The following is an 18,246-nucleotide window of genomic DNA, read 5'->3' on the forward strand; positions in this document are numbered from 1 at the left end:
GCTTATAGTCGCGATATGTAAATTGGAAACGGTTAATGCTCCCAAATGGTCCTAAATCGTGACAAATATGTGCCAATTGCTCACTTTTTGCACAGAAACACACAAAATAAAAAAATGCTTTTGCGGGAACCGACGGTACCCGCAAAAGCATTCAGCTGTTAATGCGATAGAAAGATCAACATCCATTGACAATTAGAGATGAATCAATTGTTTGTAAAGCTGGCTAAGCTCAGCGATATCCGCGCTTCCCGCAAGGGTGCTTCGCTTGCCGCTTTCGTAGGCAAGCATGTCTTCAGCAAGCTTGGTTCCCGCAACCTCAGCTGCATGTCTCCAAATCTGCTCATACAGCAAGGTCCAAGCAGCTGTCTGCTCGGTCATCCATCCGTTCAAGGAGGGAGCAAGCAGCGTATCCAGCTCTTTGCGAAGCAGCGACTTCCCTTCGCCTTCAAAGAAATGGCGAGGCGTTTTGAAGCGGCTCCACAGCAGCTTAGCATCAACCGCCTGTGCTTCCCATGCTGTGGGCTGCTCTGGCGTTGGCAGTGCCACTGGTGAATAAGGAACAGCACTATATGCGGCGATGGTTGACTCCAGCCGCTGGGCAGTGCTTGCGAACTGTTTCTGTAGCTGGGTGTGAATGCCGCGTTCCATGCGCAAGGAAGTAGCAAGCATCTCTTGCGAGAGCTCAAGCTGAACAAGTCTTTGGAGCTCCAGCCAAGAGGTCCAAATCGCTTTCTTCAAATCTCGCCCATCATCCTGCAAGGATGCTGGATTAAAGGCAAAATTGTAAAACTCGCCGAAGCGATATTGAATTCTCTGCACGACATAATAGAGCAGCTCGCTCAGCTCTTGTTTCAGCTGTTCAGGCAATGATCCAGCTTGAAGGGACGCAATATCCTGTTTCGCCGCTTGCACGGCGTTTTGGAGTGCCTGAAGCTCTGCCTCCCGCACGGAAGCATCGCCTTCCGCGCTTTTCAGCCAGCCTGCAACGGTTGCCGCCGCCCGTTTCAAATCCTGTTCAGCTGCTTCAATCGCGAGCCGCCCAAGGTCATTCTGAATAAAGGATAGGAATGATTGCTCAAATGCTTCAATGCCGGAGCGTTTCACCAGCTCCTCATTTCCATCCGTCTTGCCGTCAAGCGCCTGCAGGCTTGAAACCGGGAACAAGCGCGGCGATCTTATCGCATGCTGCAGTAAATTCGTTTCAACATGCTTCAGCACGCCAGACAGCTCCTCCTGATCTGCAGCAAGATCCGCTGCGTTCACGAGGAAGAACATTTTATCAAGCTCGAATTGATCCTTAACCCGGCCAAGCTGCATCAGAAATTGACGGTCAGCCTGCGAGAAGGCATGGTTATAATAGGTGACGAACAATACGGCATCCGCATTCTTAATGTAATTAAAGGCAACGCCTGTATGTCTGGCATTAACGGAGTCCGCGCCAGGCGTATCCACGAGCACGATGCCCTGTGCAGTCAGCTCGCAATCGTAATGAAGCTCGATTTCGCTTACGAAGCAAGAGCGTGACTCTTCTGCTACGTACCGCTCATACTCGGCTTGGTCGACGGAGAGAAGCTGGCCAAGCAGCTGCTCATGCCGCTCCCAGCCTGCGCGGGCTGCGCGCAGGAAGCTGAAGTGCGGGCGGCCGCCTGCCCCGATAGAATCGGGAGTTAAGCGGTCAATCGCCCGCATAAGCGCTGCGGCATCGGGCAATTGGTCGATGCCGGCCTTCTCTCCGAGCAGCGCTAAGGAATAGCGAACGTCGTCTTCGATTGCAGCGCGCGACTTCATGACGATGCGTGCTGTGCCATGGCCGTGCTCCGCCGTTGGCGGCACGATCCGGTTGATCGCCGCCGTCGTCGGATTAGGCGAGACCGGTAGCACCGGTTCGCCGATCAGCGCGTTTGCGAGCGATGATTTGCCGGCGCTGAAGGCGCCGAACAACGCGATGGTGAAGCGGCTGTCCTGCAGCCGCTTCACCTTGTCGCGCATCGCTTCCGCTGCCGCGGCCAGCGCTGCATGCGGCGCGAGCAGCTCCGCCGCGCCCGCTAAGCGCGCGGCTGCGCCATGCTGCTGCGCGAGGGCGGCTCCGCCCGCGAGCGAGCTGCGCCTCGCGCCAGCCGCACGCTGCGCCCCTGCGGCGCCGCGCACCAGCTGCGCTTCGCTCGCAGCTGCAACAGCTTCAGCGGCCTCACTCGCCGCCTTCGCAGCAGCTCCGGACCCGGCCGCTGCACGCGGCGCGGGCAATGCCGGCCTAGCCGGCGCATCGGGCAGCGCTGCCGCAAGGCGCGCTTCATGCTCGCCTGCTCGCTTCGCGATCGCAGCCAGCGCCATTAGAGCGCCAGCCTGCGCGCGAAGCGCTGCAAGCTGTGCTTGAGCCTCGGCCGCGGCCAATTCCCCTGCCGCGACAGCATGATCCGCCAGCGCGTCGATCAGCGCAAGCGCCCGCTGGCGATATTCGGACTTCACGTCCGCTGCGAGATCGCGGCTGAACGTCATCGTATATTCATTGCTTATGACCGCACCGGCTTTCACCCGTGAAATTAGCCATTCCGCATTAGGCAGCCAAGCGAGGCTTTGCGCCATTTGTTCTTCAAGAACAGCGCCGTCGAAGGCTGCCCGTTCGGCTTCCGTGCGGAGCAAATGCTTCACATGCCAATCAATTGAAGCGCTGATCAGGCTGTTCAATTCCTCGCTGAACGCCGACAATCTCCGTTCCTGCTCCGCAGCCGTCTTTGCAGCCGCAAACAATAATCCCGTCTTGAATCCAGGCTTTCTGCTTTCAAGAAAAGACTGCGCCAAATCACGTAGCCCTGCCGGCGTAATATTCGCATTATCGAGCAGCGTTTGAAGCTCCTTGCGAAGCTGCGCCCGGTACACTTCTTTTTTGTTCGCAATCTGCTCAATAACCTGCTTCAAGCGATCCATCTCAAACGATACGCGGGCTGCAGCTTCCTCGCCACCTGCCGCTTCGATCAACCGTTCACGCTCCGGCTCTGTTTGAAGCTCGCTCCACCTCAAATGGCCGGCAGCCAAATGACGCAAAGAAGCGTCGACGCTATAATTGCAGAGCGGCTCCCGAATCTTTTGCAGCCCGTCTAGCAATCCGATAAATTTGTCCCATTCCTGATGGGGGTGGCTTGGTTCGCGCAACGACAAATAGACGATTCCTGCCGGCTCCAGATGCCAAGCATGAAATGCGTCTTCTACGCTTTGGCGATAGCTTGAGAAAGAAAGCTCGCGCTCGCGATGCTTATCAATCTGATTGACGATAAAGTATAATGGCTTGCCCCAATCCTTCAACTGCTTGGCGAATGCAAAATTGATTTCGGATTGCACATGGTTATAATCCATCACATAGAAAACCACGTCGGCCAGATGCAGCGCTGATTCCGTAGCCATCCGATGGGCATCATCCGTTGAATCGATACCAGGCGTATCAAGCAGAACCGTATGGTTGCCCAATTGCTCGCTTGGATAAATAATCGAAACGGAAGTAAACTGCTCGCCGTCAACACAATAGCGGTCCAGTTCGTCAATCGGTACCTCTGCTTGCGAACGAATGCCGTTCTTGATCGTTTCAACTTCAGCGTATGCCCGTTCTCCGCCGCGAATCGAAACAACGTTCGCACTGGTTGGAATTGGGCTTGAGGGCAGCAGCTTCGTACCGCATAACCGATTAATCAAAGTTGATTTTCCGGCCGAAAAATGTCCACAAAAAGCGACAGTAAGCCGACCCTCGGTCAGCTTACTGTTCAGCTCCTGTGCTTGCTTTGCATGTAATGTATCTCCTGCTGCGGCCATTAAGCCCGCTGCCTCGGATATAGCTCCCGCTATGCTTTGCACGGTTATTATTTCTGTCATTTGCTTCTCCTTAAACGGCTTGCTCTTCTTCAGACGGCAGGCAAATTTCAAATACGTTGCCATGCTGCAAAATCATAATGTTGCGCTCTTTGTCACGCATAACAACAACTTCAGGTTTAATGCGCATACGTTCGATGTATTGCTCAGGAACATCGCCCGAACCGCTAACAGTAATGCCTTCTACTACGATGTCCTCGTTTTCTTCTGGTGGAGACTCTAGCACTTGCTCATAAATATCGGAAAAAAGCTCAAAGTTTTTTGTGTACACGGAAATACAGTTCATTGTCATCATCCTTCATTGGCTATTTTAGGTTTTATGCTCTTATTTTTGGTTTTAAAGCCTGGCTTCATACGTAGTTTTCCTTCTTTGCACGAATCAAGCAGCGGACAGATCGGACACTGCGGGCTTTGCGCTTTGCAATGATAGCGGCCAAAAAAGATGAGCCTATGGTGAGTTAACGTCCATTCCTCGCGAGGCACAAGCTTCATAAGCTTCTTCTCTACCTCGAGAACGGAATCATCAGGCTTAGCGAATCCAAGCCGCTTCGACACACGGTCCACATGCGTATCGACTGCGATAGCAGGCACGCCAAATGCGTTGGACATAACGACATTCGCCGTTTTTCTGCCTACGCCAGGCAGCTCCGTCAATCCTTCATGGCTCTCCGGCACTTCACCGTCATATTTATCGATAACGATACGGCATAGCTTCTGAATATTCGAAGCTTTGCTTCGAAACAGTCCGATGCGGCGAATATCCTGCTCCAGCTCTTCAAGGGGTACGCTCAAATAATCCTCTGGCTGCTTATATTTCTCGAATAAGCCTACCGTAACCTTATTGACCGTCTCATCCGTGCATTGCGCTGACAGCAGCACGGCTATCGTAAGCTCGAACGGATTGCTATGGTTAAGCTCGCAGTGTGCATCTGGAAACATTTCCGCAATGATATCCAGTACATGACGCATTTTCTGTTTCGTGCTCATCGTCCTCTCCCCTAATCAAACACTATCGTTCAAAGTGTAGCGAATATTGTCACGCTTCGCAACCGTAATCAAGCATATTCTATAAAAAAACTGCCCTTAAGGGCAGTTTTTTCACAAAATATAAATATCTAAGCTTAAAAATGAGCTTATTTCCATTCATTTTCTACTTGACCACTGCGATCGCATAGTTCCTAAATCCGTAAATGGTAATGGCTTCGCCCGCTTTGAAAGCCGTTGCGGCAGTCACGTTTCCATTATAGAAATATTTTGTATTGCTGTTTACGTTGAAATAATTCCGATTGTCGGCATCCGAAACCTTCTCTGTCCAGATTTGCGCATTAGCTATGTTATAGCTTGTAAAAATCCGGCTCTCACCAACTGCCACTGAGATTTGTGTCTTATTGCCTTCATACTTCTGCACTTCTACATAGTCGCCAACCGCGATTAGGTTAGATGCATTGCTCTGAGAGGTGCCTTTAATGGCAGTGAATCCTGCGTCTACGTTATACACCGTCGTTTGACCTGCAAGCTCCACGATCGTCACGCTGCTTGCTGATACGGCTTGCACTTTGCCAAATGTGGCTGCTACTGTACGTGCAGTGACTGCTTGTTTGCCGATATAGCTGACATTGATCAGATTGCCTGGCGTAACCTGTTCTACCGTGAGCTTAGCACCCGCTTCATTCGTGATGTCCGTGCTGAGCACCGATAATTCAAATACAGGCGTCATTGCGTTTTTCACACGAAGCTTTTTAGCCGTAGCATCGACAGAAACTACCTCATATTGCGCATTTCCATGTACTTTTATGGTAGCTACACGGTCTTGCGTGTTGTTTAGTTCCAAAGTGAGTAGATCGCCAGTCTTTAGGTCACTAAATGCGGCACTTGCGATGGACGGGTGCTCTACATAAGCAGTATTATAAGGCAAAGCAACCGTAGAACCGTTATCCAGCATAACCGTCATCAAATTTGATGATGAATTCATAGATATGAGATTGCCCATATATTTCGTTACGAACTGCAGTGAAACAATAGAGTTCCCTGTATACGTAATAACGATTTTGCGATTCTGAGTCAACAAGCTCGTTGCCGAGGCCAATGTAATGAGATTACCGCTATATTCGATTTTCGTTTTGTCATTAAAATATAAGGCCTGAGCATTGCCGCCTGAAGCGTCTACGACGGTCAACAGTTTTTTATCATATACGAAGCTAGCAATTTGCGCTCCGGCTACGGTTTTCACATTTCGGTTAGCCACTTTGATTTTCGTAACCTGATCCGCTTCGTTAAGCGTAAGCTCAACTTCATCGGCTTCTTTAATCAAATCGCCAATCGTCGCTCCAGTCACTCCTGCAATTTCAAGCGTCACGGCATCCGCCATGAACTTGGATACAAGTGTGGTGCCCTGCATGACTGTAATCAATTCTCCGTCCGTGCCATAAAAAGTCCCTTTCACGCTCGTGGTTGACGCTTGTGGTGCTGCTACGATTTTAACGGCGATTGGCGTTTCTCGGAATGCATCCTGAACAATGGTGATCGCACTGTCTCTTTTAATCGCTGTCAACGCTAATGCTTTCCCATCGCTATCAACAACGGAAAGCTGTTCATTATAAAAAATCTCAACTGGCTTGTCATTCACCCACACATATATTTTCTTGTCACTCGCAATGACCCGATCAAGCGTACCTGCAATTGTAGTCGTATGTGCTTTGTCACCCTTCACCTCGACATAAAGTGCTTTGCCATCTTTGGCAATTACAGTTACATCCCCATATTCCAGCAGCTGCTGCTTCGTAATAGGCGTTTCCGTCTTGTAAGTATAATAAAGCGTATCCGCATTGATTGAATAGCTGGTTTCTTTCTTATTGCTATAGACCGTAATAGCGTTATCCGTAATTCGTGAAACAATTCCGTCGACCTGCCCCTCATAAGATACAGGGTATTGGCTCTCAGCACGGCTAAACATGGTTGCAAGGCTCGCACGCGTTACATTCGCTTTAGGATCAAACTTCACAGAAGTTACGCCTTTCACCAGCTCCAGCTTGGCAGCAAGATTGACGTAACCTTTATAGATCGCATTAATCTGGGAAGCATCTGAGAAAGAAGAAGCTGTGTTTTGCAAGTCCAGCGCTTCTTGCTTTTGGCCGATAGCTCTCACCATAAGCTTCGTTACCCATTCGCGAGTCGCTGGCTTTGTTCCCCAAGCGTTCTTCGGATCTTTCGACGCCAAATCGAATTCCTCCACTTGATCGAGCAATCCTTCCTTAAAGGCGAGCGTAACGTAAGCCTTGAAGAAAGCACTTACCGAAAAGGAATTCGGAAAACCAATGATTTCCTCTTGATCAGCTTTCTTGTCTAAGCCTGCAAAGCGCAGCGCCATGAGCACTGCTTCCTGCTGACTTACATTTTCACTTGGGCGGAAAACAAACGCACCGCTCGTTGTTGTATTTCCTTCTATGATTTTTTGAAGAGCTAGCTTTGCAATATGTTTCTCTGCCCAATGTCCGCTTGTCACATCTTTAAAAGGTGTTGTTAGCACAGCTGCGGCAACGTAACTATGGTTTGTTGGAATGATTACTCCGCTGCCCGCCACCAATGAAAAAGCGAGTGCTCCGATCAATAGCTTCCTACCTGCAAATGGCATGGTCATAAATAAGTATTCCTCCTGATTGTCATGTGTAATTACGCAGAACGGCTCCGCCGCCCTTTCAGTGAGCGGAGCGAAGCCATTTGATATATAACTATTGTTATTGCTGTTGTTCTTTCATCATCGGATGCTCCAGCTCAACATGTCCCATCAGCGTCTCGATCTCTGCACCGTCAACCAACAACTCAATCGACTTAACGAACTCGAATTGGAACAGGGTTTGCTTAAGCGTCTCAATGACAAACATCTCTCCTGGCGCACCGAGACGAGCCTCGTCTGGCAAATGAATATCGACAGTAACAAGTCCATCTTCGAGTACTACGGTTTTGACTTCGATTGGTTTCCATAAGGATAATGCATTATCACCRGCATCCTGCTGCAAAGCTTTGATTGCCGCTGAAACCAAGTCAGAATCCGTCTCGTATGAGAGCTTAACTGGATTCTCCACTGTTTCAGTCAGCTCGGCATCGGTTAAGTAAATAGTAGCTTCGATCTCGTTCATTTCGGGTGTCGGTTCAATTGAAGGAGCTGCCGTCGCAGTTGGAGCGCTACCTTGATTGTTGCTTGGCTTGTCTTGGACGCCGCATCCTGCAATCGCAGCGGAAACTACCATGACAGCAAGCAGCCCACGTGCTTTGAATCGTTTCATAACACTGAACACCTGCTTTCTACTTCACTTTTAAATATTCCTTGATGCCCGCTACAAGCTCAGTTGCGATTCGTGTTTGAGCCGCATCGTCAAACAACATTTTTGCGTCGTTTGAATTTGACAAGAATCCGGCTTCAATTAAGACGGCAGGCATTGTCGTTTGCTTGATGACCTTATATGCTTCCTTCTTAACGCCGCGGTCCTTGATTTTGGTAGCCGCGATCAAGCGTTTATGAATGACAGCAGCTAGAGCTTTGCTATTCTCGCGGTAATAGTATGTTTCAGCGCCTGAAGCCGAAGCTGCACCGCTATTGGCATGGATGGACATAAATAAATCGGCTTTTAAATTCTCAGCAAATTTAACCCGATCATCCAGAGAGGGGTAAGTATCTCCCGTTCTCGTAAAGTGAGCTTTAATTTTAGGTTCCTTATCGAGCAGAGCCTTCATTTTAAGCGCAACGCTTAAGTTAAACTCCTTTTCCCATCTGTTCAATACGCTTTTGGCACCGGGATCCGATCCTCCATGTCCAGGATCTATCACAACGTCGAACACGTCATTGGACGCTGGTGGTTCCTGCGGGTCAATCACGATCGGTGGATCAACAGGAAGGGTTGGGTCAACAGGTACATCCTTAAGCGGCATGAACGTTAATTGAAATTTACCCAAATCTTCAGTTAGTACATAACCGGTATCCTCACTGATCTCAATAACCAAACGAACGGTTGGCGGAGAATTGGAGAATAATGAATATCGAATTTTTTGCAAATAAGTGCTGTCTGTAACATCGATTACGGCTTGTCCGCTCAAAAATGTGTTTAGCCCCGTATTTGGAAAGTCAAATACAATTCGTTTCGGACTGTCTAACACCAAAGGCTTGTTTGCCTTTGATACACCTTCATAGCTTACGGACAACGTGCTTTCTCCATTATAAGCAACTTGTGTAATGAGACCTGTCGGTACGGTTGGATCCGTTGGAATAACGGGTTCAGTAGGTTCAGTCGAATGCTCATACATATGTACTTCTTTTTCGGTCGCCTTCCACTCGAAATCCAAACCGAACTGCTCTCCGATAAATCGAAGCGGAACTAATGTGGTTCCCTTTATGATGGATGCAGCAGTATCCATTTGAACCTTTTGATCGTTCACAAGCGCAATATTGTCATTCAGCTTGAGCTTAATGACATTGCTGCCATGTGTGACCGTCGCTGCTTTGACCGTATTATCCCAGACAATTTGATAACCCAGGCCTTCTGATACTGTTCGAACCGGCACAACTGTTGCATTGTTAATAATTTGCGGGTTCACGGCTGAAGTTAACAAATTACCATTCAAAAAAAGCTTTGGGACGACCTCTGCAGCTTGTCCTACAGTGGCGAACATCGTGAAAAACAACGACATAAACAACAACATGGACACAAATCTTTTCATTTCCCACCTCGATGACTGAAATTGCCCGCATCGAATGAGTGCATTCGACTTTTACAGACGCAAATATAGACGCAGCTTGTCAGAAAAAGTTGCGTTAAAAGGAAAAAAGAGGACAAATCGCTCGAACGAGCTGCTTTGTCCTCTTTGCTTCATTTCCTAAACCAAAGTAGCAATGTGCTTTTGCTCATATGCTGTAATTTTGTCTTCATGTTGAAGCGTCAAGCCAATGTCATCCAAACCTTGCAGAAGGAATTGACGACGATGCTCATCAAGGTCGAAATCGATAGTAAGACCATGATCATCAGACAGCTGCTTGTTCTCTAGGTCTACTTTCAAAGTATAACCTACATGCTTAGCCGTGCGTTGGAAAATCTCTTCTACTTGCTCTTCACTAAGCTTGATTGGAAGAATACCGTTTTTGAAGCAATTGTTATAGAAAATATCCGCGTAAGAAGGAGCGATAATTACTTTATAGCCGTAGTCTAAAATCGCCCAAGGCGCATGCTCACGTGAAGATCCACAGCCAAAATTCGCACGGGATACAAGCACTGATGCACCCTCATAACGCGGTTTGTTCGGTTCGAATTCAGCATTTACTTCGCCGCTTTCATGAAAGCGCCATTCGAAGAAAAGGAATTGGCCGAAGCCGCTGCGCTCAATGCGCTTCAAAAATTGCTTAGGTATGATCGCATCGGTGTCGACATTAACCCGGTCGACCGGGGCGACGATGCCTGTAAGTTGTTTAAACGGTTCCATATCGGATATACCCCTCTCTCGCGTTCAGTTAGTTCAACACTTCGGATTTAATTTCCCAGTCGCGTACATCATGGAAATGACCTTTAACCGCAGCCGCAACAGCCATTGCTGGCGATACAAGATGCGTACGTCCTCCGCGGCCTTGACGACCCTCAAAGTTACGGTTGGAAGTCGATGCGCAGCGCTCGCCTGGCTTCAATACATCCGGATTCATCGCTAGGCACATGGAGCAGCCTGCATCGCGCCATTCAAAGCCAGCTTCTGTAAAGATCTTGTCGAGGCCTTCTTTTTCCGCTTGAATTTTTACACGGCCAGAACCTGGTACGACAATTGCCGTTACGCGGTCGCTAACCTTGTAGCCTCTAGCGATTTCGGCAGCTGCACGCAAATCTTCAATCCGACCGTTTGTGCATGATCCGATAAATACATAATCAATGGCAATTTCGTTCATTGGCGTACCTGGCTTAAGATCCATGTAATCAAGCGCTGCTTCAGCAGCTTTGCGCTCGTTCTCTGTTGGAAGGTCAGCAGGGAATGGCACTTTTGCCGTAATGTTCGTACCCATACCAGGGCTAGTACCCCAAGTAACTTGCGGGATAAGTGCATCTACGTCGAAGTGAACAACCGTATCATATACGGCACCTTCGTCAGTCGTAAGCTGCTTCCAAGCTTCTACTGCTGCGTCAAAGTTAGCTGGCGCATATTGACGTCCGCGCAGATAATTGAACGTTGTTTCGTCAGGAGCAATGAGTCCGGCGCGAGCGCCTGCTTCGATTGACATGTTGCAAACCGTCATACGCTCTTCCATCGTCAAGCTTGTAATCGCTTCGCCCGTAAACTCGATAACATAACCGGTAGCGAAATCCGTACCATACTGAGCAATAACGCCTAGAATTAAATCCTTCGCCGTAACGCCAGGTTTTCTCGTACCGTTAAAACGAACCTCAAGCGTTTTTGCTTTCGATTGCTGCAAGCACTGAGTTGCCATAACATGCTCAACCTCGCTTGTGCCGATACCAAAAGCCAAAGCGCCAAATGCGCCGTGCGTGGAAGTATGGCTGTCGCCGCAAACGATCGTTTTGCCCGGATGCGTAAGGCCAAGCTCAGGTCCCATTACGTGAACAACGCCTTGGTCAATACTGTCAAGGTCAAACAGCGTTACGCCAAAATCTTTACAGTTTTGCGTAAGCGTGTCAATTTGCTGCTTCGAGATTGGATCCGTAATATTGAAACGATCCTTCGTCGGTACGTTATGATCCATCGTTGCGAATGTAAGATCCGGGCGGCGTACTTTGCGTCCGGATAAACGCAAGCCTTCAAACGCTTGCGGTGACGTTACTTCGTGAACAAGCTGCAAGTCGATATAGATAACGCTTGGCTTGCCTTCTTCTTGATGAATGACGTGATTGTCCCAAATCTTCTCAAACATTGTCTTTTTCGTCATTATATTCACCCCATATTTTCATTAAATCTTCTGCGTTTCTTAACTGAACCTACTATAGCATTTCTTTCTTCATTGATCCAAGATATAATATCTATAACGTCTATAGGTAATAACTATAATGGAAGTTTTGCTTCTTCAATAAGCAAAATAAGGAGATGAACGGCATGGAGCTCAGACAGCTTAATTACGTGATCCAAATTGCTTCAGAGAAAAATTTCTCGCGAGCCGCAGAGAAGCTGCATATAGCTCAGCCTTCTCTCAGTCAGCAGCTATCTAAGCTGGAGCAAGAATTAGGCGTGCTCTTGTTTCGCCGCACGACCAATTCGGTAGAGCTCACGCAAGCCGGACAAGTTTTTGTAAGCAAATCACAAACGATCCTTGATGCAGTCGAGCAGCTCAAACAGGAAATGGATGATATGGCCCAGATGCGCCGCGGCCGTCTTGTCGTAGGCACGCTGCCTATTACCGGCTCGCATATCCTGCCTATGGTGCTGCCCGTATTTGGTGAGCAATATCCACAAATCGAAGTTGTACTCGTTGAAGATACAACGGCCAAGCTTGAGCAGCTTACAGCAAGCGGCGGGACGGATCTCAGTCTGCTCTCTCTTCCTCTAATCGATAATTCACTCTCGTGGGAACCTTTTCTCGAAGAGGAGATTTGCCTTGCTGTCCCTCCGAACCATCATTTAACCAAAAGAATCGAACCGGTCGATATTTCCGAGCTTGAGGAAGAACCTTTCATCGGCCTAAAAAGAGGACAAGGCTTCCGCCAAATTACGGTAGACCTGTGCGAGCAGGTCGGATTTTCACCGCGAATCGTATTCGAAAGCAGCAATATCGAGACGATCCAGTCTCTCGTTGCCGGCGGCATGGGAATAGCCTTCGTCCCGCAAATGCTTACGCGGGTCAAAGGCTCGCAATTCGCGCCTGTTTACCTATCCTTAGCGCAGAAGCCGACAAGAACGCTGGTCATTGCCAGCCGCAAAGGCCGCTATTTATCGAAAGCATCAGAAGCTTTTATTCGAACGTTGAACAAAACGATTAGCAACTATCCCTGATCAAGCTTCATATAAGGTAGGCCTGCGGTCCTCAAATACCGGTATCTTGGACCGAACGGAATCAACAAGCGCCAAATCGATATCCGCGTACAAAATAGTTTCTTCTTCTCCTGCCTCGGCAACAGTCTCGCCCCATGGATCAAGAATAAGCGAGTGCCCGAAAAATTGCGTATCTCCGCTCGTCCCCATGCGGTTGCAGGCTACGACAAACATCTGATTCTCAATTGCCCGCGCGGTTAGCAGCGTTTTCCAATGATGCAGGCGCGGATGCGGCCATTCTGCAGGAACGAATAGCAGCTTGGCTCCATCCAGCGCCAGCTTTCTGGCGAGCTCCGGGAAACGAATGTCATAACAAATCATCATCCCTGCCCCTGACCCCTCCAGCTCCAGCCTACCGGGCTTCTCACCTGCTGCCAAATACTTCTCTTCATCCATAAGCCGGAATAAATGAATTTTGGAATAGTCCGCAATTTGTTCGCCGCTGCGGTCGAACGCATAAATCGTGTTGTACACGTTCTCCCCTTTCAGCTCAGCAATTGATCCGCCAATAATATGGACCTGGTGCTTTTTGCTGAAGTCCGATAGGAAAGCTTTGGTTCGAGCTCCATCTTTGTCGGCGATCGTTTTGATTTCGGTGAGCGCATATCCTGTATTCCACATCTCAGGAAACATGATGACATCCGGCTTAACCGACTGGCTGACCGCTTCCTCAAGCATGACTCCCAGCTTCGTGAAATTGACTTCCGGATTGCCAGCTTCTATGTTCATTTGCAGCAGTGCAAGCCGCAATTGTTGACTCATGATTAGTTTCCTCCCGTATTGCTTTTTTTCCCTAATGATACCTTGTCATGGATTTGTGTCAAGATGGGAACCGTAACAAGAAGGAATAACTAATTTGATTTAAAAAAGGAGAATGTCAATTATGTATCCAAAACGAATAGCCGCCATGCTGCTGGCATGCTGCTCGCTCTTTCTGTTCGCAACGCTGGCTTCCGCTTATCCCGCTCACCGGGCACACACTGCTCCAGCTACGGAAACTGGCCTGAAACCTGTGCAAGTGTTCGACGTTGCTGCCGGCAAAGTCATCAAAACGATTCCAAATGATGCACAGTATCAATCCTTTGCCTCATCATGGGTCAATTCGATCAGCGGTTTGGCTCCACAGGTGACAAATGACGAGAGCTGCAGCTATGTGTACCGCGTGCCTCTTGCGAAAGCCGTGACGATCAAAACCAATGATGTTTCCGTAACCTCCGACGATCTATTCCTTTTTTACTGCAAGGATAAACCGCCGATTCTGCTCGTTTTTGATGAGAAGCGCAGACCTTACTTATTCCTGTTTAAAGCCGATATTAAGCCGTTCCTTCAAAAGGTAGGCGTACCCGCTTCTTAGGCTTTAGCTTCTCATCTCCCTGCATTCATGCTACATTAAAGCTATTGCTTAACTATAGATAGCGATTTTGCCATGTGGAGCGTGAGGGAATGGAAACACAAATCGGTCAACACCTTATTCAACCTGCGACTCGGATGAACGGTCTTCCGACGCAATTTTTTGCCAAGCTGGTCGCCAAAGCAAATGCGCAAACGGCCAAAGGACGCGATGTTATCAATTTGGGACAAGGCAATCCGGACCAGCCGACCCCTCCCCATATTGTTGCCAAGCTTCAGGAAGCAGCAGCCAACCCGTTGTATCATAAGTATCCCCCTTTCAGCGGCTACCCCTTTCTAAAGGAAGCTGTTGCAAAGCGGTACAAAGAAGATTACAACGTTGATGTCGATCCAACGACTGAGGTCGCCATCTTATTCGGAGGAAAAACCGGATTAGTCGAAATCAGCCAGTGCTTGCTGAACCCGGGGGACGTGTGCCTGGTGCCAGATCCCGGATATCCGGACTACTGGTCAGGCGTAGCGCTAGCCGGTGCCGAGATGTCATTTATGCCCTTAACCGAGCAAAACAGCTATTTGCCTGATTATGAAGCGATTAGCCCGGAGCTAGCGGCACGAGCCAAGCTTATGTTTATGAATTATCCGAACAATCCGACTGGCGCTGTTGCAAGTGCAGAATTCTACGAGCAAACCGTGCAATATGCCGAGAAGCATGGCATCGTTGTCGCCAGCGATTTCGCCTACGGTGCAATCGGCTTTGACGGGCATAAGCCAATCAGTTTTCTTCAAACGCCTGGAGCCAAAGAGGTTGGCGTCGAATTCTATACACTGTCCAAAACCTACAACATGGCAGGCTGGCGCGTTGGTTTCGCTATCGGCAATGCGCAGATCATTAAGCTTATTAATTTGATTCAAGACCATTACTATTGCAGCCTTTTTGGCGGGATTCAAGAAGCGGCCGCGCTTGCTTTGACAGGTCCTCAAGAATGCGTAAATGAGCTTCGAGCCATGTATGAGCGACGCCGCGAAGCGCTGTTCACGGCTCTTGATCGAATCGGCTGGAAGGCCGCTCGCCCTGGCGGATCATTCTTCTGCTGGCTTCCCGTTCCAGCAGGCTTCACGTCGGAAGCATTCGCAGATTTGTTATTGCAGGAAGCAGACGTTGTGGTAGCACCGGGAGTAGGCTTCGGAACACATGGCGAGGGATTCGTCAGACTGGGCCTGTTAACGAGCGAAGAGCGCCTTCAAGAGGCGGTTGAACGCATTGGCAAGCTGAATCTGTTTCATTAAATCGGGGCTATGCCTTGCTTTACAGCAGCATTGGTTCGTGATATGCTTGTAGGAATTGAACATGAACGTGATGACGGGACAAGTAAGCAAGAAGGGTCGCGATCAGAGAGTAAATTCCATGGGCTGCGAGAATTTACCGAAGGCCGCTTGCTGAACCTACCTCCGAGCGGCCGGCCATGAACCGGACAGMGCCTTCTGTTATAGGCTTAAGCTGGATAACCCTTTTTCATAATCGGGTTGTCAACAAAGGTGGTACCGCGGAAGCAAAGACTTTCGTCCTTTATGGACGAAGGTCTTTTTTGTCGTCATGAAACAAGCATAGGATGGGATAAAGATGACGGAACGCATAGTCGTTAAAATTGGCAGCAGCTCCCTTACCTCCGATGAAGGCGGCTTGAACCGGGAGCGCATACAGTATTTCACATCAGAGCTCGCTGCTTTGCATAAGAAAGGCAATAGCGTCATGCTCGTTACCTCTGGCGCAGTCGCTGCCGGCTTTCGCCAGATCGGATATGCAACAAAGCCAAAGATCGTACACGAGAAGCAAGCTGCGGCAGCGGTTGGGCAAGCGCTTCTTATGCAAGCCTACCAAGAAGCTTTCAATAGCTATGGCATCGTTGCAGCCCAGATCTTGCTTACGCGTGCAGATTTCTCTAATAGGCGGCGTATACAAAACGCGCTCATGACAATCGAGGAACTGCTGCGGCTTGGCATTATTCCGATTATTAACGAGAACGATACGGTTGCTACGGATGAGCTGGTTCCGAAGTTCGGAGACAATGACAGCTTGTCCGCATTCGTAGCTGCCATGACCAAAGCGGCAAAACTTGTCATCATAACGGATATGGACGGCTTGTACACAGAGGACCCTCGTAAAAATCCGCAAGCGGTCAAAATTGAACGCGTCGATCAAATTTCCGAGGATATTATGAAGGTGGCAGGCGGCGCAGGCTCTTCGGTCGGTACGGGCGGCATGCGTTCCAAAATTGAAGCGGCCAGAATCGCGATGCGCGGAGGTGTGCACGCCTTTATCGGCAAGGTGCAGCAAGAAGGCGATTTGTCTTTAGCCGTTGAGGGCAACGGCCGCGGTACATATTTCGACACCAAGCTGAACAGCCTGCCCATGAAGAAACAGTGGCTAGGTTTTCACTCCATTCCGCTTGGCCGCGCAACGGTAGATGAAGGTGCTGCTCTAGCCATGCTCGAAGGCGGAAAAAGCTTGCTCCCGGCTGGTGTCCATGAAGTGCTTGGCGAATTTTTGCCTGGCGACGTTATTGAAGTAGCCAACCAGCAAGGCGAGATTATCGGACGCGGGGTTGTCAACTACGCAGCTTGGCAGATTCAAGCCGTTGCTGGACTTACTACCGAGGAAGTCAAACGAAGAATCGACGTAGCCCGTATCGAGTTTATACATCGCGACGAGTGGATTTCATTAAAATAACAAGGAGGCTTGCAACTATGACAAGCGAAGTACGGACAAAAGCGGCATTGGCACAAGATGCTTCAACGATTATGAACAGATTGACTACAGATCAGAAAAATACGGCACTATTGCGCATGGCTGATGCCCTTCTCTCCGAGCAGGAAGCCATCATCGCAGCCAATGCAATTGATTTGCGCAATGGCCGCGAGAATGGTACTACTCCATCCATGCTTGACCGTTTAGCGCTAACTCCTGACCGCATTGCTGCAATTGCCGAAGGCCTAAAGCAGATCGTCGAACTTCCTGATCCAGTCGGCGAGCTTTTGGAGCATTTTGATCGGCCTAACGGATTGAAAGTGAATAAGATCCGTGTACCGCTCGGCGTAATTGGAATGATTTACGAGGCTAGACCTAATGTAACGGTAGACGCTGCCGGCTTATGCTTGAAAACGGGCAACAGCGTCGTGCTTCGCGGCGGCTCGGCAGCCCTTGAATCCAACCGTAAAATCGTTGAAGTTCTCAAATCCGCTCTCCGTTCGACGGAAATGCCGGCTGACGCTATTCAGCTGATTGAGAATTCGGACCGTGCCTCCGTTAATGAAATGCTTAAATTAAATGGCCTGCTGGACGTGGTCATTCCCCGCGGCGGTGCGTCTTTAATTCGTAATGTCGTCGAGAACGCAACCGTGCCGGTTATTGAAACAGGTGCCGGTATATGTCATACCTATGTAGATGCCGGCGCGGATTACAATATGGCTGCCGAGATCGCTTTTAATGCAAAAGTGCAGCGCCCATCGGTCTGCAATTCAATGGAAACATTGCTCCTCCATGAACAATTTGCGAAGCAGCATCTATTGACTCTCGCTGACCGATTTATCCAAGCTGGGGTTGAGCTTCGGGGCTGCGAGCAGACGGCTGCTCTTATTCCTGGCATGAAAATCGCATCAGATGAGGATTTTAGCACAGAATATAGTGATTATATTTTGAACCTTCGAATCGTTCCTGATTTGGATACGGCTCTCGCGCATATCCGAAGGTACAGCACGAAGCATTCAGAATGCATCGTCACGGAAAACAAAGCTCATGCGGAACGCTTCATTCAGGAAGTGGATGCAGCAGCCGTATACCATAACGCCTCTACTCGATTCACAGACGGCTTTGAATTCGGATTCGGAGCTGAGATCGGTATCAGCACACAGAAGCTCCATGCTCGCGGACCAATGGGCTTGCCAGCACTCACTTCAACGAAATATCAGATTTATGGGAACGGTCAAATCAGAGGCTAATCAATGGGTCCATCGCTTATTCATGAACCGATA

General features: G+C 49.2%; 14 protein-coding genes. 5 read left to right on the plus strand and 9 right to left on the minus strand.

Features of this window, described 5'->3' with window-relative positions:
• Nucleotides 1–192 precede the first annotated feature (192 nt).
• The 8 genes from AB4Z29_RS08860 to leuC form a co-directional block, all read right to left on the minus strand.
• Nucleotides 193–3,861 (minus strand): dynamin family protein, encoded by a 3,669-nt coding sequence (locus AB4Z29_RS08860; RefSeq protein WP_441942690.1) that lies wholly within the window; start codon nucleotides 3,859–3,861, stop codon nucleotides 193–195.
• A 10-nt stretch (nucleotides 3,862–3,871) separates the two neighbouring features.
• Nucleotides 3,872–4,144 (minus strand): NAD/NADP transhydrogenase alpha subunit, encoded by a 273-nt coding sequence (locus AB4Z29_RS08865; RefSeq protein ID WP_441942691.1) that lies wholly within the window; start codon nucleotides 4,142–4,144, stop codon nucleotides 3,872–3,874.
• A gap of 5 nt (nucleotides 4,145–4,149) precedes the next feature.
• Nucleotides 4,150–4,845: an endonuclease III gene (nth, locus tag AB4Z29_RS08870; RefSeq protein WP_441942692.1), complete on the minus strand. Its 696-nt coding sequence runs from the start codon at nucleotides 4,843–4,845 to the stop codon at nucleotides 4,150–4,152.
• Nucleotides 4,846–5,008: 163 nt separating this feature from the next.
• On the minus strand, nucleotides 5,009–7,495 hold the full coding sequence (locus AB4Z29_RS08875; protein WP_441942693.1) for an S-layer homology domain-containing protein: 2,487 nt from the start codon (nucleotides 7,493–7,495) through the stop codon (nucleotides 5,009–5,011).
• A 97-nt stretch (nucleotides 7,496–7,592) separates the two neighbouring features.
• A complete protein-coding gene (locus AB4Z29_RS08880) occupies nucleotides 7,593–8,141 on the minus strand; it encodes a GerMN domain-containing protein (protein ID WP_441942694.1) in 549 nt (182 codons plus the stop codon).
• 19 nt (nucleotides 8,142–8,160) lie between these two features.
• On the minus strand, nucleotides 8,161–9,570 hold the full coding sequence (locus AB4Z29_RS08885) for an N-acetylmuramoyl-L-alanine amidase (RefSeq protein WP_441942695.1): 1,410 nt from the start codon (nucleotides 9,568–9,570) through the stop codon (nucleotides 8,161–8,163).
• 156 nt (nucleotides 9,571–9,726) lie between these two features.
• On the minus strand, nucleotides 9,727–10,326 hold the full coding sequence (gene leuD / locus AB4Z29_RS08890) for a 3-isopropylmalate dehydratase small subunit (protein WP_441942696.1): 600 nt from the start codon (nucleotides 10,324–10,326) through the stop codon (nucleotides 9,727–9,729).
• 28 nt (nucleotides 10,327–10,354) lie between these two features.
• Nucleotides 10,355–11,770 carry a 3-isopropylmalate dehydratase large subunit gene (leuC, locus tag AB4Z29_RS08895; RefSeq protein WP_441942697.1) on the minus strand — a complete coding sequence of 472 codons (1,416 nt, stop codon included), beginning with the start codon at nucleotides 11,768–11,770 and terminating at the stop codon, nucleotides 10,355–10,357.
• Nucleotides 11,771–11,934: 164 nt separating this feature from the next.
• Here leuC and AB4Z29_RS08900 point away from each other — a divergent pair, with 164 nt between their 5' ends.
• A complete protein-coding gene (locus AB4Z29_RS08900; RefSeq protein ID WP_441942698.1) occupies nucleotides 11,935–12,828 on the plus strand; it encodes a LysR family transcriptional regulator in 894 nt (297 codons plus the stop codon).
• Here the strand turns inward: AB4Z29_RS08900 and AB4Z29_RS08905 are convergent, their stop codons facing one another.
• Nucleotides 12,829–13,629, minus strand: a complete 801-nt coding sequence (locus AB4Z29_RS08905; RefSeq protein WP_441942699.1) for a carbon-nitrogen family hydrolase — start codon at nucleotides 13,627–13,629, stop codon at nucleotides 12,829–12,831. It lies immediately after the preceding gene.
• Nucleotides 13,630–13,750: 121 nt separating this feature from the next.
• On the opposite strand from AB4Z29_RS08905, the gene AB4Z29_RS08910 reads away from it, so the two are divergent.
• The 4 genes from AB4Z29_RS08910 to AB4Z29_RS08925 all read left to right on the plus strand — a co-directional run bounded on the left by AB4Z29_RS08910 (nucleotide 13,751) and on the right by AB4Z29_RS08925 (nucleotide 18,213).
• The gene (locus AB4Z29_RS08910; RefSeq protein WP_441942700.1) at nucleotides 13,751–14,221 is read left to right on the plus strand and encodes a hypothetical protein; all 471 of its coding nucleotides are present in this window, start codon (nucleotides 13,751–13,753) and stop codon (nucleotides 14,219–14,221) included.
• Between the two features lie 89 nt (nucleotides 14,222–14,310).
• A complete protein-coding gene (locus tag AB4Z29_RS08915; protein WP_441942701.1) occupies nucleotides 14,311–15,504 on the plus strand; it encodes a pyridoxal phosphate-dependent aminotransferase in 1,194 nt (397 codons plus the stop codon).
• A 334-nt stretch (nucleotides 15,505–15,838) separates the two neighbouring features.
• A complete protein-coding gene (proB, locus tag AB4Z29_RS08920; protein ID WP_441942702.1) occupies nucleotides 15,839–16,945 on the plus strand; it encodes a glutamate 5-kinase in 1,107 nt (368 codons plus the stop codon).
• Nucleotides 16,946–16,962: 17 nt separating this feature from the next.
• Nucleotides 16,963–18,213, plus strand: a complete 1,251-nt coding sequence (locus AB4Z29_RS08925; RefSeq protein ID WP_441942703.1) for a glutamate-5-semialdehyde dehydrogenase — start codon at nucleotides 16,963–16,965, stop codon at nucleotides 18,211–18,213.
• The last annotated feature ends 33 nt before the right edge of the window (nucleotides 18,214–18,246 follow it).

The sequence above is a fragment of the Paenibacillus sp. 2TAB23 genome (assembly GCF_052115165.1).
Taxonomy (GTDB): domain Bacteria; phylum Bacillota; class Bacilli; order Paenibacillales; family Paenibacillaceae; genus Pristimantibacillus.